Raw genomic sequence first — 22,174 nt, 5'->3', positions numbered from 1 at the left:
ACAGGCGGGTTAAACCGCGCGGGGGTTCGAATCCCTCTTCCTCCGCCATATTTTAAAATTTCAACCGCTACTAGTATGTAGCGGTTTTTTATGTACATTCATATAGGACTGTCTTAACGCTTTTTGACTAATTTCCATTAGTTGACTCGAAAAATCTAAGCGTAATCGATTTTATTCAAATAAGGAGCTGTCCATCTTCGGACAGCTCCTTTCTTTTAACGAATATACTCGTTACTTACAAGTGAATCCTGCAATAAATCTGTTGGTATTTCAAACTCAACGATTCCCATATAGCCAGGAGCCACCTCATATTTATCAAAAACAACCACAAGCTTTCCTTGTGCCGTTATATAGAAATTTTGGTCTGCTTTAATCGTTGTAAAAGGTTCTACTAAGCTTTCGTCCTCAAGACCTGCATCACTTACCCAATACATTCTATCTTGGTTTGTCGCCTTCATTTCTTCACGCATTTGCTCAGCAATATACGTGCTAATATTTTGCACGTAAGCATCGTCTTTAAATAAGCTCGGTAAAGTAATGACAATCTCTTTTTGCTTATCAATTGTATCGTATTGCATCACAGTTGATGAAGAACCCACCATTTCCACTACATAGCGACCAATAGACAAAATTTGATCTGTATCTGTCTCTATAATATAGCCACTATCTACACCGAGATGTCCTCCATCATTGCTGTTCATCCAGTCTACATCTTCTTTAAATTGTTCAAACAACGCTTTACCTTCTGCGGCATATTTTTCATTTAGTGCAGCGATTTCTTCTGATTTCCCACTAATTTTTGGCACATTTATATTTGCTGAATAAGTGTCCTCTTCAACCTCGTAGCTAACAAATGTTAATACACTTACAACATCACCGAGAAGTGGCACACCCACTAAATTTTTTGCCATTGCTGGATTAATATTTAAACCTGCTGTAAATATAGCCGTTGCCGCTACTGCACCTAAAATCCATTTCGGAGCACGTTTTTTCGGTCTTTGCTTTAAGCTTGCCTCTACCATTGAATCGAAATTTTCTGGTATTGGCACATCTTTATATTGTTTCTCCAGTTTTTTCAAACGTTCATCCATTATTAAAAACCTTCTTCCTCTTGTAATTGTATTTTTAATAGCTTTAGCGCTTTATACAATCTGGATTTTATCGTGCTAATATTTGTATCTAACACACGCGCAACATCTTCTATTTTCAAATCCTCAAAATAACGTAAAATAACTACTTCTCGATAAACAGTTGGCAAGCTATCAAGCGCTATTTCTAAATCTGGATTTTCATACGTATCAATTTGCTGTGGTGTCAGTAACACGAGTTTATCCTCTTCCATTAATTGTTGACGCTTATGCTTACGGAGGAAATCGATAGCTGTGCGCACGACGATTTTATAAAACCAACTCTTCATCTGCTCTTCATTTTGCAAAGTATGAAGAGATTGTAATGCTTTTTGAATGCTGTCCTGCACAACATCTAACGCATCCTGCTCATTTTTTGTGTAACTATAAGCAAGGTAATAAAAACGCTCCTTGTTGCTTCGGATAAATGTTACTAAATTTTGTTCCGCGCGCGAATTACTCATTTCCGAAATGCTCCTTTGATTAATGTATACAACTACTAGACGGATAGGTTCTTAAAAAAGTTTAATGTAAATAAAAAATTTATGCAAAGGTATAAATAATCACTTATAGCTAACTTTTATCGCAGGTTAGCATAGGTGTTTGAACCCAGACTAAAAATAAAAAAGGCGGGAGTTACCCCGCCAAAATGTTGATTATTTGCTGTGGTGATGACGCAATATGTAGTAAGCTACGTTGCTCTGCTCGTATAAAGCCCTCATCTAGCATTTTCTCAAAGTGCTGTGCGATGGCATCATAAAAGCCACCCACATTATATAAAATAACAGGCTTTTCATGTAAACCAATTTGCGCCCAAGTGAACACTTCAAAATACTCATCCAATGTGCCACAGCCACCAGGTAACGCAATAAATGCATCTGCCAATTCTACCATCTTCGCTTTTCGCACATGCATCGACTCTACAAAGTGAATTTCCGTTAAACTCGTGTGGGCAATTTCACGCTTTTGTAAATGTGTAGGCATCACGCCAATCACTTTTCCTCCTGCGTGTAGTGCCGCATCTGCGACTTGCCCCATCAAACCAATATTGGAGCCACCATAAACAATGCCATGTCCAGCATTAGCCAATACTTCACCAAGCTGCGCTGCCGCCTCCTTATATATATCGGATTTTCCTATTTGTGAACCACAATAAATTGCTACATTCATAAAAATGCACCTACCTTTTCTTCTATTATATTAATAGATAAGGTGGGTGCATGACTAGTTATCGCAGAAATACTTAACGAAATTCTAACATTTTGATTCCATAAAAGCTTATGTTAAATTTCCTTCAACACTCCGATATCAGTATTATCTGAAGTGTTAATTTCAAGATGAATCAGTACATTTACTAAATAATAAAGCTAGTACTAGAATTTATTTTCCGTTTTAATAACTCACATGCTTGCTTATATTTGTTATTATAAATACAGAATATAATAACAAATATACATTTTCTTTTTCCTTTTCAAAAAAGGGAATGGCTTGTAAAATATCTTGCTCAAATTCATGATTATTTTCGATTTCTTTTAAAATAAGATGTTAAACGCATCTTTTAGCGACAAATCTTATTTCACTGTGTAATATCCGCATTACTCCTCGCTAAGATGCAATAACATATTTAACCATATTTCAATAGCAGGTAACATGTCTTCCTCACGAATATCGAAGCATTCATTATGATGCCCTGCCGCTAAATCTGTTCCTATAATCGAGTACGTAGCTAGGCCACCACTACTTTGTACTTTTTCCATTAAATATGTCGCATCCTCTGAACCAGCATTAAAATATTGATATTCAAGGGTTGGAATATTTAACGCTTTCGCCACTTTTGCCAATTTTTCAGCTAGCTGTCGATTTGATGGCACACTTATCGCACTTCCGACTTTTTCATAGTGCACTTCAATATCATACATTGTCGCAATACCTTCTAAAATATTGCGCATTTGACTTTCATAAAAGGCGTTGATTTCCGTTGTTTCCCCACGTAATTCAAGTTGCATTCTAGCATTTGGTGCAATAATATTACGACCCGCTCCTGCATTTAGCATACCTACATTAATACGGCTTGAACCATCACTATGTGAAGGTAACGCGTGTAAAGCAAGTGTGGCTTGCGCACTCGCTAGAAGCGCATTTTTTCCTTGCTCAGGAAACGCTCCTGCATGTGAAGCTATCCCTTTAAATATCACATCATATTTCGATGTTGCTAAAAATCCATCAGTTCCTGCAACAAATACTCCTTGTTCCACACCTGTACCGATATGTAGTGCAAAGAAATAATCAATGTTATTAAAAAAATCCGAAGAAACGAGCGATGCCGCACCACGCACACCTTCCTCTGCTGGCTGGAACAAAATTTTAATCGTTCCTTGTAGCCTATCTCGATGTTGCATAATATGCTCAGCGAGTCCAAGACCAATTGCTGCATGGCTATCATGGCCACAAGCATGCATATATCCTTCATTTAATGAACGAAAATCAAGTTGCTGCGGTACATGACTTTCATTCGTCGATTCTAAAATCGGTAGCGCATCAATATCTACGCGAAATAACACATTCGGCCCGGGCTTTCCAGTATCTAAAATAGCTAATGCCCCCGTATAGCCCCCAGCCATTTTAGCAAGCCATTTTTCATTAGCCCCTAGATTTTTAGCCTGCTCGAAAAATGACATTATGCTCTCTTGATTAGGAAGTCCCATTCTCTCGCCGGTGATTAACTCCTTCCCCACATACACCGAATAACCCCATGCCTCTAGCAAATCGGCAATTTTTGAAGTTGTGCAAAACTCTAACCACCCAGGCTCTGGATAACGATGAAAATCTCTGCGCCATTCAGATAATACCTCTAAATAATTTGCGGATACTCGAATCATCAAAAATACCTCCTAGATTAAAATACTTACTGTTCATTTATTATATAATTTTTCGCTCACTTACTTATCATTATTAAAAGGATAAGATCAAAAATGTACCATTATAATATAATTATCTTAAAATTGTACCACGTTAAACATATCTCTATTTGAGATGTTTTTCTCTAGCTTTTAATTAGAGGTGAAATAGTATGTCGGATTTTTTAAAGCTAGTAGGAGAACAGCTTCGTATGATTCGTATAGCAAAGGGATTAAGCCAAGATGAAGTAGCTGAAAAAACAGGAAAACTGGGCTTTAGTAAAGGTCGACTTTCCAATATCGAAAATGGACAGTCCAACATTACATTAACTACATTGGAGAACTTAATGAAGGCACTTGAAATTGCACCAGATGAGTTGTTCAATTTTCAAAAGCTGTCTAATGTTGCAGATATTGAGGAAAAAAGTTTAATGCTAAATATTCATCACTCTTTACTTCGAGACCGTGATTTAAACGAAGTAAAATATGTTGTACGTGTTACAAAAGAATTTTTGGATACAATGGACGCCCAAGTAAAAAAGAACAGCACGAAATAGTTAGCTACTATTTTCGGGCTGTTTTTTACTGTAAATTTGCTCGTAAATGAATAGCAAACTCTTCCCTATCTACTTCACAATAAGCCGTTGCTACAAATTTCAAGTTTTTCACACTCCCCCATTGCCTATACTTCTCTCCTTTAATACGAGCATTCGGCTGGATGGTAATATATATTGCTATATCATTCTGCATTTTAGTTTGTCGCTTGCTAGGGCTTAAATATAAGCTTGTAACGGGCTCTTTAATCCTTACTTCATCTTCGGTTTGATTCATCAATGTTGTTTGAAATGTAGTATAGAAAAAAAATAATTATGCACTTTTACTTCCATCAACAGACCATTTTTCTCCTCTGAAAAGGCAATTTGCTCATGAAAAAGCATAGGTGTGATTAGAAGAAATATACCAACTAATAAAAAAATGATTTTCCTTTTCACCATTCACACCTCCAGATTTTTAATATAAATAAAAACCCCCTTGTAAGAGGAGGCTCCCAAATTTATAGAATCTACGGTCATAGCGACTTAGAGTATAAGCCTTTAAAATTGCGATTAATTTCTATTTCATTCAAATACAATGTGCGTGACTGTCGCTTCTATTATTTTATTATTAGCTAATAACAGAGTGATAGCCTCTATTTTCTTAGGTGGCTTGTGTGCTCCATCATATATGCGATACGTTCTACAATACCTTCTACTTGCTCAGGGTTTGCCATTAGATCGTAGTCATTAATGTTTAAGCGTAGTACAGGACATGCATTGAAATTATTAATCCAATTTTCGTAGCGTTCGTGCATTTCGTACCAATAATCATGCGGTGTTTGCTGCTCCATTGCACGTCCGCGCTCTTGAATGCGCCCAATAATATCTTCTGCTGGCCCTTCTAAATAAACAAGTAAATCTGGATGTGGGAAGTATGGTGTCATCACCATCGCATCAAATAGATTCGTATACGTTTCATAATCTGTTGGGCTCATTGTCCCTTTATCATAATGCATTTTTGCAAAAATGCCTGTATCCTCATAAATCGATCTGTCTTGAATAAAGCCGCCGCCATATTCAAAAATACGCTTTTGCTCCTTAAAACGCTCTGCTAAAAAATACACTTGTAAATGAAAGCTCCATTTTTCAAAATCCTCATAAAACTTATCTAAATATGGATTGGTATCAACCTTTTCAAAAGATGTGCGGAAATTTAAAGACTCTGCTAACGCTTTTGTCATCGTTGATTTTCCAACACCAACTGTTCCAGCAATCGTAATCACGGCATTTGTTGGAATTCCGTACTTTTCTCGTAAATTCATCACTACTGTGTGCTCCTTTGTTGTAACTTTTGCTCAATTATTTGCAGTACATCTTGTAAATCGGATTTATTTTCTACAAAATCAATTTCATCGCCGTTTAACTGAATCACAGGAATTTCAGGATGCGTCTTGATAAAATGCTGCATAAATTCGTTATAATCTACCGCTAGTTGCTCCATATATTCTCTTGTAATATTTTTTTCGAACTCACGGCCACGCTTGGCAATGCGCTTCATCAACGTATCCACACTCGCATGAAGATAAACGACCATATTCGGAACTGGCATATCCGCTGTTAAAATATTATAAATGGATTCATATTTTTCATACTCTGCATGTTGCAGCGTGCGCTTTGCAAAAATTAAATTTTTGAAAATATGATAGTCTGCTACAACTGGCTTGTGCTCCCCTGCTAAGTACTTCTTAATATCAGATAATTGCTTATAGCGATTGCATAAGAAGAACATTTCCGTCTGAAAGCTCCACTCCTCAATATCCTCATAAAATTTCCCCAAAAACGGGTTTTCATCAACGATTTCTTTTAACAAATGGTATGTAAAGTGCTCTGACACAGCGTTAGATAACGATGTTTTTCCAACACCAATCGGACCTTCTATCGTAATAAATGGAACTGACACGAAAAGTTCCTCCTCTTAATTTCGAATTCATCAATGCTTTTCATTGTATCATAGACACGCTAAATTGTGTGAGAATTGTGTGTGTGCCTGACACTCTGATACAATGATCACAAGGAGCGATGAAGATGGACATATTTGAAAAAGACCGCTATTTTATGCAGGAGGCGCTCATTGAGGCACAAAAAGCAGGAGAAAAAGGAGAAGTACCGATTGGGGCAATCCTTGTACACAACGGAGAGATTATTGCACGCGCTCATAATTTGCGCGAAACAACGCAAAATGCCGTGACACATGCGGAGCTGCTAGCCATTCAACAGGCATGCGAAGAAATTGGCAGTTGGCGTTTAGAAGATACAACTCTATACGTAACATTAGAACCTTGTCCAATGTGTGCAGGAGCTATTTTGCAGTCGAGAGTGCCACGTGTTGTTTACGGCGCACGTGACTTAAAGGCGGGGTGTGTCGATTCCTTATATCGCTTGCTGAATGATGAACGCTTTAATCATGAATGTAATGTAGTTGAAGGCGTTTTAGCTGAACAATGCGGACAAATTTTAACTGATTTCTTCCGCGCACTACGAGCACGAAAAAAGGCAAAAAAACAGGAGCTACAATGACAACAATCGGTTTTATACGGCACGGTATTACCGCATGGAATAAAGAAGGTCGCGAGCAAGGTCGACTCGATATTCCCCTACACCAAGAGGGCATATTAGCTGCGCAGCAATTAGCACAACGATTGGCTATGGAACAATGGGATGCTATTTTCACAAGCCCTTTAGCTCGTGCACAGCAAACAGCCGAAATCATCGCACAGCAGTATGGTAACATGCCATTACGAATAGATGAACGATTATGTGAGATTGGGACAGGTTTGATAGAAGGTACAACAGAGCAGGAACGCATTGCAAAATGGGGTGTCCATTGGCGAAATTTAGAATTAAGTATAGAGCCTGAGCAAGAAATTATCACCCGTTGCCAATCATTTTTAGATGACGTAAAGAGAAATTTTCCAACAGAGCGTATACTCCTAGTCAGTCATGGTGATTTGTTGCAACGACTTTTTCAGCTTCTTGGGTATAGCCTCCCCCGTGTGCATAACACTTCTTTAACAATAATTGAACAAACAAAATCAGAAAATAAACTACTACTATTTAATTGTATGGAACATTAAGGACTGGTGAATAAAATGTACGAAACGAAAGATTCCTATTTTTTCATTGCTAATCCACAAACAGTAACCATTATTGGCATTGTTGGTATGGTGCTTACATTGTTATTGGTCGCTGGTATTTATTTTTTAATAAAGAAAAGGTAATTAAAAAGGCTGCCCAAAAGCGGAATGCACACTCTCACTTTCGGATAGCCTTCGTTGTTTTTGAAATGAATAAATTTTTTAGCTTGACTCAGACAGCTCTCTTCCTCACTGCAAATGTTCTGCTACAACAAAGCTCGCCTCTGTTTTCTCTTGGATTTCCTCTACAGAGATGCCCTCTTGTACTTCAATTAACACCATACCCTGTTCTGTAAAATCAAAGACAGCTAAATCTGTAATTAAGCGATGTACAACCGCCTTTCCTGTTAAAGGCAATGTACAGGCCTTTTTAATTTTCGATTCGCCATGCTTGTTGACATGCTCCATAATGACAACGACACGTTTTGCACCAACAACTAAATCCATTGCGCCCCCCATGCCTTTGACCATTTTACCTGGAATCATCCAGTTTGCTAAATCACCATCTTGTGAAACTTCCATTCCACCTAAAATGGCTAAGTCGATATGTCCACCACGAATCATTGCAAAAGATGCAGCACTGTCAAAAAAAGCTGCACCGCGCGCGACAGTAACGGTTTCTTTTCCTGCATTAATTAAATCCGCATCGACCTCAGCTTCTGTCGGATATGGTCCAATGCCAAGCAAGCCATTTTCCGATTGCAACAGCACATTGACATCTGCTGGTAATGCATCTGCGACCAGCGTTGGAATACCAATACCTAAGTTGACATACATGCCATCCTTCACTTCCTGTACAGCACGCGTTACAATCAATTGTCTACTATCATGCATATTAGGCATCCCCCTTCACAACACGTCGCTCGATACGTTTTTCATAATTTTCTCCTAATAAAACACGCTGTACATAAATGCCAGGTGTATGAATCTCATCTGGATCAAGCTCACCAGCTTCTACGATTTCCTCTACCTCTGCAATCGTAATTTTTCCTGCTGTTGCTGCAAGTGGATTAAAATTGCGTGATGTTTTACGGAATACTAAATTGCCCATTGTATCTGCCTTCCAAGCCTTCACTAGTGCAAAATCGCCGATAATGCCTTCTTCCAGCAAATATTCCTTGCCATTAAATATTTTTACTTCCTTGCCCTCTGCAATTGGTGTTCCCACGCCCGTTGCCGTATAAAAGCCAGGAATTCCTGCGCCCCCCGCTCGAATGCGCTCTGCTAACGTTCCCTGTGGCGTCAGCTCGACCTCTAGCTCACCACTTAAAAACTGCTGCTCAAAAATTTTATTTTCTCCTACATAGGATGCAACCATTTTTTTTATTTGCTTATTTGCAAGAAGCAGACCTAATCCCCAATCGTCTACTCCACAGTTATTACTAACAACCGTTAAATCCTTCGCTCCTTTATCCTTTATTGCATCAATCAACTTTTCAGGAATACCGCAAAGTCCAAAGCCACCAACAATTAATGTGCTGCCATCCCCAATATCTGCAACAGCCTCACTAAATGATGACCATACTTTATTACTAGCCAATACAAACACCCCTTTTCTGCATTACTTACTCAAAATTCTACCTTATGCTTGTTTTTCAGTAAAGGGGAGCTCATTCAAACACAAGCTATTTTAAAACACTTATATTTTCAATTCCGACTAAAAATCAGTTCCATCCACTTCATACAATTACATCTCTTGCTAATCTTTTTTTTCAAACTTTTTTTCCAAAAGGGAAATCAATTGCTTATTTTGTTCAATCTGAATATCACTATTTCTTTTAATTTGAAAAATCAAATTAAAGAAAACTATTGCGACACCAAACAATAAGACATAAGGTATAAGCGCTAATAAAAGAGCAATTAGTCCATTCATAAACACACCTCCTAATTAAACATAATTATACCTAAAATACATTATTTTCAATATACTAAATTTAGTTCATTTCCTTTTATATGAAAATAATTAAATTATTTAATAAGGGTGTTTTGTTTGCGAAAATACAAATTAAAGTATTTTTAATCAATATATAGATGTCGCAAATTTTGCAGAGGAGGCCTTAACTGTTATAACAGGAGATGAAAGTTTTAGGTTAACTTCGACTAGGAGCAAAAATCTGGGCACAATTGATTAAGAGGAATTGGCAAAATAGGCTTCTCCAACCCCTCTTTATAATTTAGTCTTTCAATTTCTTTTCCGATAAGAACGCACCCACAGTAAAAACCCTATTGCTACTATAAGTGATACGATGACAGGTAGTAGCAACTGACCTGTTTGAAACAAATAAATTTCACTTCCTATAATTAATAATAAAACAAGTATATACGTATACGATGGTAAACGGAGTTTTGTAAATAATATGATATAAATAAAAGGCAGTAAGACCGCGTTAATCATACCAAAAAACAATACTGTACTTAATAATGAAATTTGCTCAATTGCTGATAGTAAGCCAACAATTAGAAATAGCGAGATTAACGTTGTAGCCGTATGCGCTATGCTTTCCCTTCTTGCAGCCTGAAAAGCCTTCAAGCTATTGAGTAATACCATAAAGCAAGCCACAACAATAAATATACCGAATAAATAGCTTAACCATAAGGATTCCTCCCTATATAAGAATGTCAGTATAAGCACCTCTAAATTTTCAAAAGGGCCTCTAAAAATAGCAATCATCAAAATCGCTGTAAATGAAAAACCGAGTAATATTTTGATAAACGCAGCAGATAATAAAGCACTTTTGCGTTTCTCTTGCTTAATGAAGGAAAGGTTAAACCATGTTGGAAAATCAACAAGCACTTGTCCAATAGCAACGAATAAGTAAGCGATGAACACTGAAATAATTTCTGGATTTTTATAATAGAGCAAGTAAGGATGGTATAAGCGGATGCCTTCATAAATTTTCGTTGTGCCATTCAATACAAAATAATAAATCGGGATAAATGTTAATGTGCTTAACAAAACAATAATAAATAGCATCGTAAACAAATAGAAGCCATTCGTCGATGTATAGAAGGCAAAAATAACGAGCACTATTAAAAAGGCAAATAAAAATTGGAAATACCAGTCGTTAAAAACCATGTGTGTGAATGTATACAATACAACAAATTGAACAATCCATAGCTCATATTGAGCAAAATAAGTAATGCTTTTAAAAAAGAGGCGGTTATGCCCTGTTGTCTGCTCATTAATTCGCTCTGTAATATAAACTGTAGCCGGCTGCCAACCTCCCGCCCTTTTCACAAAAAAGGCAAGTGCCACTAAAGCAAAGCCGTAGCTTAATGTGTAAATTATCCCAAAAAATAGTCCATATTTAATTAGCGTTTTTTCCGAGGACATCAGCGGATTGCCAGTAATCCAACGAACTAATAATAAGCTAGCCCCAAATGCTGTACCGACCATAAAAAAGTGAGATGTGAAAAAGCCGCTTATACTACGCCTCATTGTTGTGATTCACTTCCATCACCTTATACTCTCTCGGTGCCATCCCGTACTTCTTTTTAAATGCGACACTGAAATAATGCTGACTATTGAAACCGCTCTGCTCCGCTATTTCCGAAATGCTCAGCTTCGGATTATTCAACATGCTAGCTTTGGCCTTTTCAAGACGATAATTGTTAATATACTCATTCAATCCAATTTGTTGTACCTCTAAAAACTTTCGACTCAAATAACTTGGATGTACAAAAACCTCTGCTGCAATTGAATTCACCGTCAATTTTTCCGCATAGCGCTCATGAATGATTGATAGTGCTGCTTGGATTGTTTCATTTTTTGAGGACCATTTATCATATTTTTTTAATGTTTGAATAAGCTCCTCCTCGATAATCGGCTTCGTCAAATAGTCCGATACTCCAACACGAATGGCTTGCTGTGCGTAATCAAAGCTTTGATAGGCAGTGACCATAATAATATCTAGCTCATATAGCTGCTGTAGCTCCTTTGCTAGCTCTAATCCTGTCTTTCCTGGCATTTGAATATCTAAAAAAGCTAAATGAATGCGATGCTGCTTTGCTAACGTCATTGCTTGTGAAGCATCATGTGCCTTATAAATATGCCAATTCGGAAAATGTGGCTTAATTAAATATTCCAACTGCTCAATTTCTAAAAACTCATCGTCCACAATAAGTAAATTCATTGTTCTCCCTCCCCCTCTTCTAGCTTATCCATTATTGGGATTTCAATAAAAACTGTAAATTCACTATTTTCGTTTATTGTATAAAATTGATAACCTTCCTTGCCATATAATAATGTAAGGCGAGATTCAATATTCGCTAAACCATAGCCACTTTCCTCATGGATATTCTCCTCATATTGTCCATGTTGTGAGTTGCGTACAACTAAACGCATTTTCTCGTCTATTAGCTTGATTGAAATGTACATTTCAGCAGATCCAGAGTACTTTTCAAAGCCGTGCTTAAAGGCATTTTCAACTAAAGTTTGCAGCAAAAATGGGGGTATATTTTCAACCTTTGCCTGCTCCGAAACATCGAGATTTAGTTGAAGGCGCTCGCCAAAGCGATACCTTTGAATAATATAATAATGATTAATTAATGCTAATTCATCCTCTATAGGTACTAACATATCGGTATCTTTATAGTGAAATTTTAAAAATTGTGCCAAGCTCTCTGTCGCCCTTACTAAATCATCTTTGCGATTTAATCTAGCTAGCCCTAGAATAATATTAAGCGTATTAAAAAAGAAATGTGGCTTAATTTGTTGATTTAGCTTCATCAAATTAACAGACTGCAAATCCTTCTCCAGCTCCAGTCTCCTTTTCTCTTCCTTTAAACTATCGATTTGCTTCTCAAAAATCGAAATAAACCCCAGCAACATCGCAGAGATGATGGGGGTCAAAATGCAAAGCATAATAAACATATTAAATGTGTCTAATCGAAGCATACTGCAACACTCCTGATGAGTTATGTGACTTTCATTAAAGCATATCATGATTTCCTAGGAAATTTTTTTGCCTCACTGAAAGTTTTCCCAATAATGACATGCTGTCTTATGCCCATCTTTCACATTTACTAATTGTGGTTCCTCCTGCTTGCATTTATCTGTCGCAAATGGGCAGCGTGTATGGAAACGACAGCCTGTTGGCGGATTCAGAGGTGATGGTACATCTCCCTTTAAAATAATACGCTCACGCTTTTGCCCTTTCTCAACTGTTGGGATAGCTGAAAACAGAGCACGGGTATACGGATGAACAGGTGTAGCAAACAATGATTTTTTATTAGCGATTTCAACGATTTTTCCTAAATACATCACAATGACACGATCTGATATATGACGCACGACACTTAAATCATGCGAAATAAATAATAAAGTTAACCCTAATTCCTTTTGCAGTTTTTTTAATAAATTTAAAATTTGTGCCTGAATGGAAACGTCTAGGGCTGATACAGATTCATCACAAATAATAATTTTCGGATTAACTGACAAAGCACGCGCAATGCCAATACGCTGACGTTGCCCACCCGAAAATTCGTGCGGGTAGCGCTCTAAATATTCAGGCTGTAGACCCACTAATTGCATTAGTTCAATCATACGCGCCTCTTGCTTGTCCTTCGGTACAATGTCTTGAATCGACATCGCCTCACTCAGCATTTGACGAATTGTTCGACGTGGATTGAGCGAAGCATACGGGTCTTGGAAAATAATTTGAATATCCTTGCGCGCAACACGCAATTGCTTTTGTGTCATTGTTAATAAATTTTCACCGAATAGCGAGATGCTGCCATCTGTTGGCTCATCTAAGCGTAAAATCGAGCGTCCTGTCGTTGATTTCCCACAACCAGACTCGCCTACAATACTTAATGTTTCACCTTCATATAGTTGAAAGGAAATATCATCAACCGCGCGTACAATTTGCTTTTCACCAAATAGCTTTTCCTTTTTCAAATAAAAATATTGCTTTAAATTTGTGACTTCTAAAATTGGTTGAACCTCACCCATTACAGCCCCCCACTTTCTTGTAGATTCCACTTCTCTGAATATTGATAGCAGCGCACTTTACGTCCTTCCGCCATTTCAATTAATTCTGGCTGTGCTTCGCGACACAGCTCTCGCGCAAATGGGCAACGATCCGCATAACGACAGCCGACAGGATATTTATATGGACTCGGTACGGAGCCTTCGATTGTTTGCAGCTCATCCTGCTCCTCATAAAGCTTTGGCAATGAATCGATTAAGCCTCGCGTATACGGGTGTAAAGGTTGTTCAAAAAGCTCACCTGTTGCCCCTTCCTCAATTACCTGTCCAGCATACATAACCGCCACTTTATCACACATTTCCGATACGACGCCTAAATCATGCGTAATAAAAATAATGCTCATGCCCATTTTTTGCTGTAAATCCTTTAAAATCTCTAATATTTGTGCTTGAATCGTTACATCCAGCGCCGTTGTCGGTTCATCTGCAATTAATACATCTGGACTACAAGCTAAGGACATTGCAATCATAACGCGTTGACGCATCCCTCCACTTAATTGATACGGCTCTTGCTTTGCGCGTTTTTCAGGTGAAGGGATACCAACAATACGTAGCATTTCGACTGCTTTATCCCATGCTTGCCTGCGCGGCAATTTTTCATGCAGACGAATCGTTTCAGCAATTTGCTCGCCTACTGTAAGTACAGGGTTTAAGCTGGTCATCGGCTCCTGAAAAATCATGGAGATTTTTTTACCACGAATTTTTCGTAACTCCTCCTGTGGCAAGCCAACAATATTTTGACCGTGTAATAAAATTTCACCATCGACAATTTTCCCTGGTGGCGATGGAATTAAATTTAAGATCGATAAGGAAGTCATTGATTTTCCACAGCCCGATTCCCCTACAACACCAATCGTTTCACCTTTATTCAAATAAAAGGACACGCCATCTACGGCTTTGGATACACCTTCTTTTGTGAAAAAATGTGTTTTTAAATTTTTCACCTCAAGCACCTTTTGCTGTTCCATGAAAATCCCCTCCTAGTTCAAATCAATCCGTTTATTAAACACGCGATATAAAATATCAACGATTAAGTTCACAAAGACGAAAATTAATGAAGCGACTAATACGCCGCCTTGTACAATTGGTAAATCACGTGTGCGAATGGCGTCAACAATCATACGTCCTAAGCCATTTACGGCAAAAACCGATTCGACTAACACCGTACCTCCTAAAAGGCTTCCAAACTGTAAGCCTACTACTGTAATAACTGGAATCATCGCATTGCGCAGTGCATGCTTGAAAATGATGACATAGCCCTTTAAGCCTTTTGCCTTTGCTGTACGAATAAAATCTTGATTGATGACTTCCAACATACTAGAACGTGTCATACGGGCAACAATTGCTGCACCTCCAGCACCTAATGTAATGGCTGGTAAAATAATATGCTGCGGGCTTTCCCAACCTGCTACAGGTAGCCAGCCAAGATTAATAGAGAATGTGTACATTAATAAAATTCCTAGCCAGAAACTTGGCAAAGAAATACCTAATAACGCAATGACCATAAAACTCATATCTAACCAAGAGTATGGACGAATTGCTGAAACAATCCCTGCGATTAAGCCAAGAACAATCGTAATCGCGATACTATACATTGCCAGCTCAAAGGTAATCGGTAAACGCGTTGTAATCTCCTCTAATACGGGCTTCCCATTTTTCAGTGAATTCCCAAAATCCCCTTGTACAACGCCTTTAATATACTCAAAATACTGTACATAAATAGGTTTATTTAAGCCTAAAGATTCACGCAAATCTTCAATCATTTCCTCTGAAGCACCTTCCCCCGCTAAAATAACAGCTGAGTCTCCCGGAACCATTTGCATAATTAAAAACACGACTAATGTTACGCCAAGTATGACAGGAACTACTTGTGCCAAACGTTTTAAAATAAATAATGCCATTATTTCCGCCTCCTATGCCTTCATTCTCGGGTCAAGTGCATCTCGTAACCCGTCACCTAATAAATTCAACCCTAATACTAAAAACGAAATCATCATACCTGGGAATAATGCGATATGTGGTGCGTTAAATAAGAAATCGCGCCCTGATGATAGCATCGCCCCCCATTCTGGTGAAGGTGGCTGTGCGCCTAAACCTAAGAACGATAAGCCTGCTGCCGATAAAATAGCTGTTGCTAATCGCATCGAGGCTTGAATAATAATCGGTGATAAAATATTCGGCAAAATATGTCTAAATAAAATAATGATATTATTGGCTCCCAATGTTCTTACTGCATCGATATATTCTAGCTTTTTAACCTCCATCGTCGAACCTCGTACAATGCGGGCAAACATTGGAATCGAGAAGAAACCAACGGCAATCGTTACATTAATTAAGCTTGTCCCTAAAGCACTCACAATTGCTAAAGCTAGTAAAATACCTGGGAATGCTAGCATGACATCAATGATACGGCTAATAATTGAATCGACTCTTCCACCATAATAACCAGCGACTAAACCTAATAAAATTCCGATAGAGCCACCAAATAAGACAGCCGAAAAACCAACACCTATCGTTAAATAAGAACCATATAAAATGCGACTAAGAATATCACGACCTTTATCGTCTGTCCCCATTAAATGCTCCATACTTGGTCCTTGTAATTTATTTTCTAATTGAATTTCATATGGATCATATGGTGCAATCAATGGACCGAAAACTAACATCAATGCATAAATAGATAAAATAATTAACCCTGCTAATGCAGCTTTATTTGAATAGATTTTTTGCCATAATTCTTTTCGTTTCTTTTTTCGTACTTGTGAGCGCATTTGGCTTAATGCCATTGCTTGAACATTTTCACTCATGCTTCTACCTCCCTATTCACTAATTGTGTCTTCAATTTAAAAAACTTTTGCAGGAAAGTAAATACGAATATTCCGATTTGTCAGAATATTTAAAGAAGAGGTTAGATTTGTGAAAATATTTAAATAAATTTTTCGCTATAATGCAATTAGGTTAACCAAAACACACTACACGAAAGAAGGTTAGAGGATATGAAAAAATTCAAAGCGGCATTTCTACTTTTATTAATAGTAGCCATTTTACAAGCTTGCTCAACAGCGAATAAAGCGACTGAGAAAGAGTCTGGAGGAGAATCTTCTTCTTTAGCAGATGAATTAATTGTCTTACGTGCATCAGATGCAACAAGCTTAGATCCACATTTTATTACGGATATTCCATCTGCTAATATCGTTCATGGCAAAGTATATGAAACATTAGTCGTATTCGATAAAAATCGCAACCTTGCTCCATTATTAGCGAAATCTTGGGAGCCAGTAGATGAAACAACATGGGTATTCGAATTAAATGAAGGCATCAAGTTTCATGATGGCGCAGATTTTAATGCTGAAGCTGTAAAAGCAACATTTGACCGCCTATTAGATCCTGCAACAAGCTCACCGCAGCGTGATAAGTTAGGTATGATTGAGGCAGTTACCGTAGATGGAGAATATACAGTTACAATGAAATTAAATCAGCCTTATGCTGGCTTACTAGCTATTTTAGCTAGTCAAGAAGGTAGCATTTTAAGCCCTAAAGCTATTCAAGAAAATGCTGAAGGCTTAAAAACACACCCAGTTGGTACAGGTCCTTTCATCTTTAATTCTTGGACATCTGGTCAATCGATTAGCTTAACAACGAATGAAAACTATTGGGGTAAAAAGCCGTCATATAGCAAGCTTACTTTTAAAATTGTTCCTGAGGATGCAACTCGCTTAGCGATGGTTGAAAGTGGTGAAGCACATATTTCAGACCAAGTACCCGTAACAGAATTAGATCGTATTGATAATTCTTCAACAATGTCTTTATTCCGTACAGAAGGTTTAGCTGTTGAATATGTTGGCTTCAACGTAACAGACAGCCTATTATCAGATGTAAAAGTACGTCAAGCAATTAGCTATGCAATAGACCGTGAAGCAATTATTAGCGGCATTTATGATAATGTTGGTACATTAGCAAACTCTGCGATGAGTCCAATGGTTGTTGGTTACTCTAAAAATGTAAAAGGCTATGATTACAATGTAGAGCAAGCAAAATCATTATTAAAAGAAGCTGGTATTGCAGAAGGGACAACGGTTAAATTATTAACAAGTGACCGTAAAGAGCGTATTAATATGGCCGAAGTAATTCAATCACAGCTTAAAGGCATTGGCTTAAACGTAGACATTCAAGTAATGGAGTATGGCGCATATATCAATGAAATTTCTAGTCACAAGCACCAAATGTTTATAGGCGGTTGGGGTAACGCAACAGGCGATGGAGATTATAACCAATACAATCTATTCCATACAGCATCTCAGGGACCTCCTGGTAACCATTTCTTCTACTCTAATCCAGAGGTAGACAAGTTAATCGAAGCAGCTCGTGGTGAATCAGACCTAGACAAACGTGCTGGCTTATATGAGGAAGCAATGAAAATTGAGCTAGATGAAGCGGTATATATTCCAGTTCGTAACTATGAGCACCTCGCTGTTTACAGCAATAAGGTGAAAAACTTCTGGTTAGACGCTTCCAACTACACGATGATTGCAGATGTAGAAATTACTAAATAACAAGGAAGGATGATTTGCTTCATGAAACTATTGATTAAACAAGCTCAATTAGAAACTGGCTATCAATACGAAGATGGCTTCATCATGGGAACAGCTATTGCACCGTTTGATATTTTAATTGAGGATGGACAATTCAAACAAATTGAAACAGCAATTGAAGTTGAATCTGATATGGAAGTAATTGAAGCGAATGGGCAACTTTTGTTGCCCTCCTTCCGTGAAATGCATATCCACATTGATAAAACGTATTTCAGTGGTGAATGGAAAGCACCAATTCCCATTACAAAGGGCATTTTAACACGTATTGAGGAAGAACAAATTCTACTTCCAAAGCAATTACCTTTTGCGAAAGAGCGCGCAATTAGAATGGTGGAGCATTTAATTGCGAATGGGCATACGCATATTCGCTCACATTGCAATGTTGACCCACAAATTGGTACGAAGCATATTGATATTACAGTAGAGGTATTAGCATCCTTTAAAGATCAAATTACCTATGAAATCGTGGCCTTCCCTCAGCATGGTTTGATTCGTTCTGCCGTTGAACCATTAATGCGTGATGCAATGGAAAAAGGAGCAACACATGTCGGTGGCGTAGACCCAGCAATTGTTGATCGTGCAACACATCGATCGTTAGACACAATGATTCAAATAGCTAAAGATTATGATAAGCATATCGACATCCATTTACATGACCGCGATACACTCGGTGAGCATGAATTCCATGTCATGATGGACTTATTACAACAGCACGATTTTAAAAATAATGTGACGATTAGCCATGCGATTGCGCTATCAGATTTACAAGGAGAATCCTTAGAAAAGCTAACAAAACGCCTTGCCTCGTTCAATATTGATGTCACAACAACTGTGCCAATCGGACAAAACCGCTCAACCATTCCGATTCCATATTTATACGAAAACGGTGTACACGTTTCAGTTGGACATGATAGCTTAACAGATCACTGGTCTCCTTTTGGTACAGGAGATACAATTCAAAAGCTGAATGTTTTAATCGAACGCTTTAAATTTATTGATGAATATCGCATAAGTCAATCGTTAAAATACGCAACAGGTGGCATTACACCATTAAATGCTGAAGGGCAGCAAGTATGGCCAAAAGTAGGCGATGCAGCAAATGCCCTATTAGTTGACGCTGTAAGTGCAGCACATACAATCGCTCGCTTATGCCCTATTACAACAGTCATTTCAAAGGGCGCAGTAATTCACCAAGAAAACGTTGAATTGAAAGGAGCTTACCGATGAGTCAATGGCTATTAAATGTGCGTCTCGAAACAGGTGAACAATTACATGAAGATGGCAGCATCCAAACAACAACTAACTTGTTTCATATTGAGATTAATGCTGGACAGATCGCACAAATCACAGTAGCAGACACAGCATTCCAGCCTGAAAATGCAAAGGATATGCAAGGTCAGCTAGCATTACCAGCATTCAAAGAAATGCATAATCATTTAGATAAAACATATTTATCTTTACCTTGGAAGGCCTGCCGTACTGTCAGTGGGCTCGAAGAACGTTTACACTATGAATCACTTGAACTTTCTGCTTTAGCTGATAACTGTGAGCAGCGTGCCAGTGCGATGATTGAGAAAATCTTAGGCTTTGGCTCTAACCATATTCGCACACATGTTAATATTGACCCATATATTGGCTTAAAAAATTTAGAAGGTGTTTTAGCTGCCTTAGATAAGTACAAGGATTATGTCACAGCAGATATTATCGCCTTTCCACAGCATGGGCTACTACGTGATGATGTGCCAAACTTATTGCGTGAGGCTTTACGCCATGGGGCAACGATGCTTGGTGGACTAGACCCTGGCGGCATTGACCGCAATATCGAAAAATCGTTGCAAACAACAATGGACATCGCACAAGAATTCAGCGTTGGTGTTGATTTCCATTTACATGACAACGGACATTTAGGCTATTATACAATTGATAAATGGCTTGATATGGTGGAAGAAAAAGGCTTTAACGGAAAAACAGATTTTAGTCACTCCTTCTCTTTAGGTGATGTCACAGTGCCAGAGCAAATCGCCATGGCAAAGCGCTTAAAGGAGCACAATGTAGCAATTATGTCGACAGTGCCGTTCAATTTAGGACGCAATATCCCACCGATTGATTTATTAACGGAGCATGGTGTCAATGTTCATTTCGGCTGTGATGGCTTCTATGATTCATGGAGTCCATATGGTTCGGGCGATATTTTACAAAAAGCGTGTACCTTTGCGGATGTCACACGTAAAATTACGGAGCGTGAACTTCGTCAAAGCCTAGGCTATATTACGAATGGGATTACACCACTAGATGGCGAAGGTCAGATGCAATGGCCAAGAGCGGGGGATGAGGCAAGCTTTGTGTTTGTCCCATCAAGCTGTAGTGCAGAGGCTGTTGCACGCCCACCGAAAAAGCGTACACTGATGAATAAAGGAAAGTTTTTCAATTAATCATTTATGAAGTTAAAAGTTTATTCAATCCTTATCTTTTGTGTTACCTTATGGGCTTCCAATTTTATTATCGGTGCAGTACTTGTCAATTACTGGTCAGCCTTGCATGTAACTGTTTATCGTTTACTATGTATTTGTATATTTTTAGGCATTATTGGCTTCCCTATCATTCGCAAAGCACGCATTCGACCTAAGCAGTGGTCGCTGCTTTCTATCGCAGCGATACTCGGTGTTAGTGTTAATCACTTTAGCTTCTTTAAAAGTTTAGAGACAACAAGTCCTATCACTGCAGCATATATTTTAGCTCTTACACCTATTGTGACTGGAATGATTAATCGTCTTGTGCGTGGTGAAAAGAAGAGCTGGCTGTTTTGGCTCGGCTCCATCATTTCTTTCACGGGAGTCGGCTTGATTATTTCAGCGAAGCAAGGTGCTACGGCCCAATTTGGAATTGGTGAGGTTTTCAGCTTCTGTACAATGCTTAGCTTTGCTATTTTCCTCGTATTGCTTGATATATTAAGAAAAGAATTAGATAGCTTCAGCGTCACTTTTTTCACAAGTTTAATCGGTTGCCTTGCCTTACTCCCTTTTTTGAGCTTTGCGCCAATTGTACCAAAACAAAACGCTGCGCTACCGATGATTCTTTTACTAATCATATCAGCCATACTTGTACATGGTGTTAGCAACCTCGTATGGAATGCTAATCAGCATAAAGTTGGCTCAACAAACGCTGCTATTTTACTTAATTTAGAACCTATTATAACGATGATACTAAGTGCGATAATTTTACATGCAATTATTCAATCAAGCCAAATTATTGGCGGTTTGCTTGTGCTAACAGGAATACTTATTTCGGTTGTACTAAGTGAGAAAATCAAAAAACCAAGCTATCCGTAAAACTACGGGATAGCTTGGTTTTTTATTTATCCTTCGATCAAAGCCAAATAAGGAATCTGTTTGCCATTCACTTCCGCTATAATCAACTGTGTATTTGTAGAAAAAATCTCAGTCCCTGCTGTTAATTGTGTTGCATAGAAATCTTTGAAGCCGATAGAAATAGTTGTTGTTTTCTTAATTTCTCCTAGCTTCTCGCCTTTTGTAAAAGCGATATCTAAGTGAGCCGCATTACTATAAATTAAACCTTCATACTGCAAAATATCCGCTTGTACATCTTCTTTTAGAATTGATCTTGCAGTTGGGTTTGTTGGGCTTCCTGCCGAACAACTTATCAATGCTAGACAAAATAACAAGCTGACTATAAACATTTTTTTCACAAAAAACACCCTTCCATCAAATATGACTTTAAAGAACGTTTCATAAAGTGAACCTTCAATCAGTGGGGTTTTCCTCATCTCCCACTGATTGGTGATAAAGGAACACAAGCTAAAAACTTCACATCCTGTGAAA

At 38.1% G+C, this 22,174-nt stretch carries 26 protein-coding genes; 8 read left to right on the top strand and 18 right to left on the bottom strand.

What is annotated here, in order from left to right; translation table 11 throughout:
* Window positions 1-215: 215 nt before the first annotated feature.
* From rsiV to C9J34_RS12330, 4 genes are all read right to left on the bottom strand, one after another.
* A complete protein-coding gene (gene rsiV / locus C9J34_RS12345) occupies window positions 216-1,091 on the bottom strand; it encodes an anti-sigma-V factor RsiV (RefSeq protein WP_107840190.1) in 876 nt (291 codons plus the stop codon).
* A 2-nt stretch (window positions 1,092-1,093) separates the two neighbouring features.
* A complete protein-coding gene (locus tag C9J34_RS12340; RefSeq protein WP_107840188.1) occupies window positions 1,094-1,591 on the bottom strand; it encodes a sigma-70 family RNA polymerase sigma factor in 498 nt (165 codons plus the stop codon).
* A gap of 172 nt (window positions 1,592-1,763) precedes the next feature.
* Entirely contained in the window at window positions 1,764-2,297 is a 534-nt protein-coding gene (locus tag C9J34_RS12335; RefSeq protein WP_193768994.1) for an LOG family protein, read from the bottom strand.
* 425 nt (window positions 2,298-2,722) lie between these two features.
* Complete coding sequence (locus C9J34_RS12330) at window positions 2,723-4,006, bottom strand: amidohydrolase (RefSeq protein WP_107840187.1); 1,284 nt, start codon at window positions 4,004-4,006, stop codon at window positions 2,723-2,725.
* Between the two features lie 191 nt (window positions 4,007-4,197).
* On the opposite strand from C9J34_RS12330, the gene C9J34_RS12325 reads away from it, so the two are divergent.
* Entirely contained in the window at window positions 4,198-4,581 is a 384-nt protein-coding gene (locus tag C9J34_RS12325) for a helix-turn-helix domain-containing protein (RefSeq protein ID WP_107840185.1), read from the top strand.
* Window positions 4,582-4,606: 25 nt separating this feature from the next.
* On the opposite strand, the gene C9J34_RS21985 is transcribed toward C9J34_RS12325, so the two are convergent.
* The 3 genes from C9J34_RS21985 to C9J34_RS12315 all read right to left on the bottom strand — a co-directional run bounded on the left by C9J34_RS21985 (window position 4,607) and on the right by C9J34_RS12315 (window position 6,520).
* On the bottom strand, window positions 4,607-4,774 hold the full coding sequence (locus C9J34_RS21985; protein ID WP_193768993.1) for a hypothetical protein: 168 nt from the start codon (window positions 4,772-4,774) through the stop codon (window positions 4,607-4,609).
* A 439-nt stretch (window positions 4,775-5,213) separates the two neighbouring features.
* On the bottom strand, window positions 5,214-5,882 hold the full coding sequence (locus C9J34_RS12320) for a deoxynucleoside kinase (protein WP_107840183.1): 669 nt from the start codon (window positions 5,880-5,882) through the stop codon (window positions 5,214-5,216).
* A gap of 2 nt (window positions 5,883-5,884) precedes the next feature.
* The gene (locus C9J34_RS12315; protein ID WP_107840181.1) at window positions 5,885-6,520 is read right to left on the bottom strand and encodes a deoxynucleoside kinase; all 636 of its coding nucleotides are present in this window, start codon (window positions 6,518-6,520) and stop codon (window positions 5,885-5,887) included.
* Between the two features lie 125 nt (window positions 6,521-6,645).
* Here C9J34_RS12315 and tadA point away from each other — a divergent pair, with 125 nt between their 5' ends.
* The 3 genes from tadA to C9J34_RS22630 are packed head-to-tail and all read left to right on the top strand — an operon-like array spanning window position 6,646 to window position 7,838.
* A complete protein-coding gene (gene tadA, locus C9J34_RS12310; protein ID WP_107840179.1) occupies window positions 6,646-7,137 on the top strand; it encodes a tRNA adenosine(34) deaminase TadA in 492 nt (163 codons plus the stop codon).
* Window positions 7,134-7,694 (top strand): histidine phosphatase family protein, encoded by a 561-nt coding sequence (locus C9J34_RS12305; protein WP_107840177.1) that lies wholly within the window; start codon window positions 7,134-7,136, stop codon window positions 7,692-7,694. The genes tadA and C9J34_RS12305 overlap by 4 nt, the downstream gene beginning before the upstream one ends.
* 15 nt (window positions 7,695-7,709) lie before the next feature.
* Window positions 7,710-7,838, top strand: coding sequence for a hypothetical protein (locus C9J34_RS22630; RefSeq protein WP_274523361.1), 129 nt, complete (start codon window positions 7,710-7,712; stop codon window positions 7,836-7,838).
* Between the two features lie 105 nt (window positions 7,839-7,943).
* On the opposite strand, the gene C9J34_RS12300 is transcribed toward C9J34_RS22630, so the two are convergent.
* The 10 genes from C9J34_RS12300 to C9J34_RS12260 form a co-directional block, all read right to left on the bottom strand.
* A complete protein-coding gene (locus C9J34_RS12300; protein ID WP_107840175.1) occupies window positions 7,944-8,588 on the bottom strand; it encodes a 3-oxoacid CoA-transferase subunit B in 645 nt (214 codons plus the stop codon).
* Window position 8,589: 1 nt separating this feature from the next.
* The gene (locus C9J34_RS12295) at window positions 8,590-9,294 is read right to left on the bottom strand and encodes a CoA transferase subunit A (RefSeq protein ID WP_107840173.1); all 705 of its coding nucleotides are present in this window, start codon (window positions 9,292-9,294) and stop codon (window positions 8,590-8,592) included.
* 159 nt (window positions 9,295-9,453) lie between these two features.
* Window positions 9,454-9,627, bottom strand: coding sequence for a hypothetical protein (locus C9J34_RS21980; protein WP_193768992.1), 174 nt, complete (start codon window positions 9,625-9,627; stop codon window positions 9,454-9,456).
* 309 nt (window positions 9,628-9,936) lie between these two features.
* A complete protein-coding gene (locus C9J34_RS12290) occupies window positions 9,937-11,193 on the bottom strand; it encodes a hypothetical protein (protein ID WP_107840172.1) in 1,257 nt (418 codons plus the stop codon).
* On the bottom strand, window positions 11,183-11,887 hold the full coding sequence (locus tag C9J34_RS12285; RefSeq protein ID WP_107840171.1) for a response regulator transcription factor: 705 nt from the start codon (window positions 11,885-11,887) through the stop codon (window positions 11,183-11,185). Before C9J34_RS12285 ends, C9J34_RS12290 begins: the two co-directional genes overlap by 11 nt.
* The gene (locus tag C9J34_RS12280; protein ID WP_107840170.1) at window positions 11,884-12,651 is read right to left on the bottom strand and encodes a sensor histidine kinase; all 768 of its coding nucleotides are present in this window, start codon (window positions 12,649-12,651) and stop codon (window positions 11,884-11,886) included. The genes C9J34_RS12285 and C9J34_RS12280 overlap by 4 nt, the downstream gene beginning before the upstream one ends.
* A gap of 72 nt (window positions 12,652-12,723) precedes the next feature.
* Window positions 12,724-13,707 carry an ABC transporter ATP-binding protein gene (locus C9J34_RS12275; protein WP_107840169.1) on the bottom strand — a complete coding sequence of 328 codons (984 nt, stop codon included), beginning with the start codon at window positions 13,705-13,707 and terminating at the stop codon, window positions 12,724-12,726.
* On the bottom strand, window positions 13,707-14,711 hold the full coding sequence (locus C9J34_RS12270) for an ABC transporter ATP-binding protein (RefSeq protein WP_107840168.1): 1,005 nt from the start codon (window positions 14,709-14,711) through the stop codon (window positions 13,707-13,709). The genes C9J34_RS12275 and C9J34_RS12270 overlap by 1 nt, the downstream gene beginning before the upstream one ends.
* 12 nt (window positions 14,712-14,723) lie before the next feature.
* Entirely contained in the window at window positions 14,724-15,644 is a 921-nt protein-coding gene (gene nikB / locus C9J34_RS12265) for a nickel ABC transporter permease (protein ID WP_107840167.1), read from the bottom strand.
* Window positions 15,645-15,656: 12 nt separating this feature from the next.
* Complete coding sequence (locus C9J34_RS12260) at window positions 15,657-16,514, bottom strand: ABC transporter permease (protein ID WP_326125253.1); 858 nt, start codon at window positions 16,512-16,514, stop codon at window positions 15,657-15,659.
* A 225-nt stretch (window positions 16,515-16,739) separates the two neighbouring features.
* Between C9J34_RS12260 and C9J34_RS12255 the strand changes: the two genes are divergently transcribed.
* From C9J34_RS12255 to C9J34_RS12240, 4 genes are read left to right on the top strand one after another with little or no spacing between them, the layout of a single operon-like run.
* Entirely contained in the window at window positions 16,740-18,296 is a 1,557-nt protein-coding gene (locus C9J34_RS12255; RefSeq protein ID WP_107840165.1) for a glutathione ABC transporter substrate-binding protein, read from the top strand.
* 21 nt (window positions 18,297-18,317) lie between these two features.
* Complete coding sequence (locus C9J34_RS12250) at window positions 18,318-19,562, top strand: amidohydrolase (protein WP_107840164.1); 1,245 nt, start codon at window positions 18,318-18,320, stop codon at window positions 19,560-19,562.
* Window positions 19,559-20,767: an amidohydrolase gene (locus C9J34_RS12245; protein ID WP_107840163.1), complete on the top strand. Its 1,209-nt coding sequence runs from the start codon at window positions 19,559-19,561 to the stop codon at window positions 20,765-20,767. The genes C9J34_RS12250 and C9J34_RS12245 overlap by 4 nt, the downstream gene beginning before the upstream one ends.
* A gap of 6 nt (window positions 20,768-20,773) precedes the next feature.
* A complete protein-coding gene (locus C9J34_RS12240; protein WP_107840162.1) occupies window positions 20,774-21,664 on the top strand; it encodes a DMT family transporter in 891 nt (296 codons plus the stop codon).
* 26 nt (window positions 21,665-21,690) lie between these two features.
* Here C9J34_RS12240 and C9J34_RS12235 read toward each other — a convergent pair.
* Window positions 21,691-22,174: hypothetical protein (locus tag C9J34_RS12235; protein WP_238600642.1), on the bottom strand; the 484-nt coding region annotated here is incomplete at its 5' end.

The sequence above is a fragment of the Metasolibacillus meyeri genome (assembly GCF_003049505.1).
Classification (GTDB): domain Bacteria; phylum Bacillota; class Bacilli; order Bacillales_A; family Planococcaceae; genus Metasolibacillus; species Metasolibacillus meyeri.
Note: the sequence above shows the minus strand (reverse complement) of the source record. Positions and strands in the feature narration are given on the sequence as shown.

What these genes read in the sequence shown, in the direction of transcription:
- C9J34_RS12280 (WP_107840170.1), bottom strand. Translation starts at nt 12,651, where the DNA reads ATGCTTCGATTAGACACATTTAATATGTTTATTATGCTTTGCATTTTG.
- C9J34_RS12290 (WP_107840172.1), bottom strand. Translation starts at nt 11,193, where the DNA reads ATGAGGCGTAGTATAAGCGGCTTTTTCACATCTCACTTTTTTATGGTC.
- C9J34_RS22630 (WP_274523361.1), top strand. Translation starts at nt 7,710, where the DNA reads ATGTACGAAACGAAAGATTCCTATTTTTTCATTGCTAATCCACAAACA.
- C9J34_RS12240 (WP_107840162.1), top strand. Translation starts at nt 20,774, where the DNA reads ATGAAGTTAAAAGTTTATTCAATCCTTATCTTTTGTGTTACCTTATGG.
- C9J34_RS12340 (WP_107840188.1), bottom strand. Translation starts at nt 1,591, where the DNA reads ATGAGTAATTCGCGCGCGGAACAAAATTTAGTAACATTTATCCGAAGC.
- C9J34_RS12305 (WP_107840177.1), top strand. Translation starts at nt 7,134, where the DNA reads ATGACAACAATCGGTTTTATACGGCACGGTATTACCGCATGGAATAAA.
- C9J34_RS12250 (WP_107840164.1), top strand. Translation starts at nt 18,318, where the DNA reads ATGAAACTATTGATTAAACAAGCTCAATTAGAAACTGGCTATCAATAC.
- C9J34_RS12325 (WP_107840185.1), top strand. Translation starts at nt 4,198, where the DNA reads ATGTCGGATTTTTTAAAGCTAGTAGGAGAACAGCTTCGTATGATTCGT.
- C9J34_RS12270 (WP_107840168.1), bottom strand. Translation starts at nt 14,711, where the DNA reads ATGGAACAGCAAAAGGTGCTTGAGGTGAAAAATTTAAAAACACATTTT.
- C9J34_RS12285 (WP_107840171.1), bottom strand. Translation starts at nt 11,887, where the DNA reads ATGAATTTACTTATTGTGGACGATGAGTTTTTAGAAATTGAGCAGTTG.
- C9J34_RS12320 (WP_107840183.1), bottom strand. Translation starts at nt 5,882, where the DNA reads ATGAATTTACGAGAAAAGTACGGAATTCCAACAAATGCCGTGATTACG.
- C9J34_RS12330 (WP_107840187.1), bottom strand. Translation starts at nt 4,006, where the DNA reads ATGATTCGAGTATCCGCAAATTATTTAGAGGTATTATCTGAATGGCGC.
- C9J34_RS12275 (WP_107840169.1), bottom strand. Translation starts at nt 13,707, where the DNA reads ATGGGTGAGGTTCAACCAATTTTAGAAGTCACAAATTTAAAGCAATAT.
- C9J34_RS12255 (WP_107840165.1), top strand. Translation starts at nt 16,740, where the DNA reads ATGAAAAAATTCAAAGCGGCATTTCTACTTTTATTAATAGTAGCCATT.
- nikB (WP_107840167.1), bottom strand. Translation starts at nt 15,644, where the DNA reads ATGGCATTATTTATTTTAAAACGTTTGGCACAAGTAGTTCCTGTCATA.
- C9J34_RS21985 (WP_193768993.1), bottom strand. Translation starts at nt 4,774, where the DNA reads ATGCAGAATGATATAGCAATATATATTACCATCCAGCCGAATGCTCGT.
- tadA (WP_107840179.1), top strand. Translation starts at nt 6,646, where the DNA reads ATGGACATATTTGAAAAAGACCGCTATTTTATGCAGGAGGCGCTCATT.
- C9J34_RS12335 (WP_193768994.1), bottom strand. Translation starts at nt 2,297, where the DNA reads ATGAATGTAGCAATTTATTGTGGTTCACAAATAGGAAAATCCGATATA.
- C9J34_RS12245 (WP_107840163.1), top strand. Translation starts at nt 19,559, where the DNA reads ATGAGTCAATGGCTATTAAATGTGCGTCTCGAAACAGGTGAACAATTA.
- C9J34_RS12300 (WP_107840175.1), bottom strand. Translation starts at nt 8,588, where the DNA reads ATGCATGATAGTAGACAATTGATTGTAACGCGTGCTGTACAGGAAGTG.
- C9J34_RS21980 (WP_193768992.1), bottom strand. Translation starts at nt 9,627, where the DNA reads ATGAATGGACTAATTGCTCTTTTATTAGCGCTTATACCTTATGTCTTA.
- C9J34_RS12260 (WP_326125253.1), bottom strand. Translation starts at nt 16,514, where the DNA reads ATGCGCTCACAAGTACGAAAAAAGAAACGAAAAGAATTATGGCAAAAA.
- rsiV (WP_107840190.1), bottom strand. Translation starts at nt 1,091, where the DNA reads ATGGATGAACGTTTGAAAAAACTGGAGAAACAATATAAAGATGTGCCA.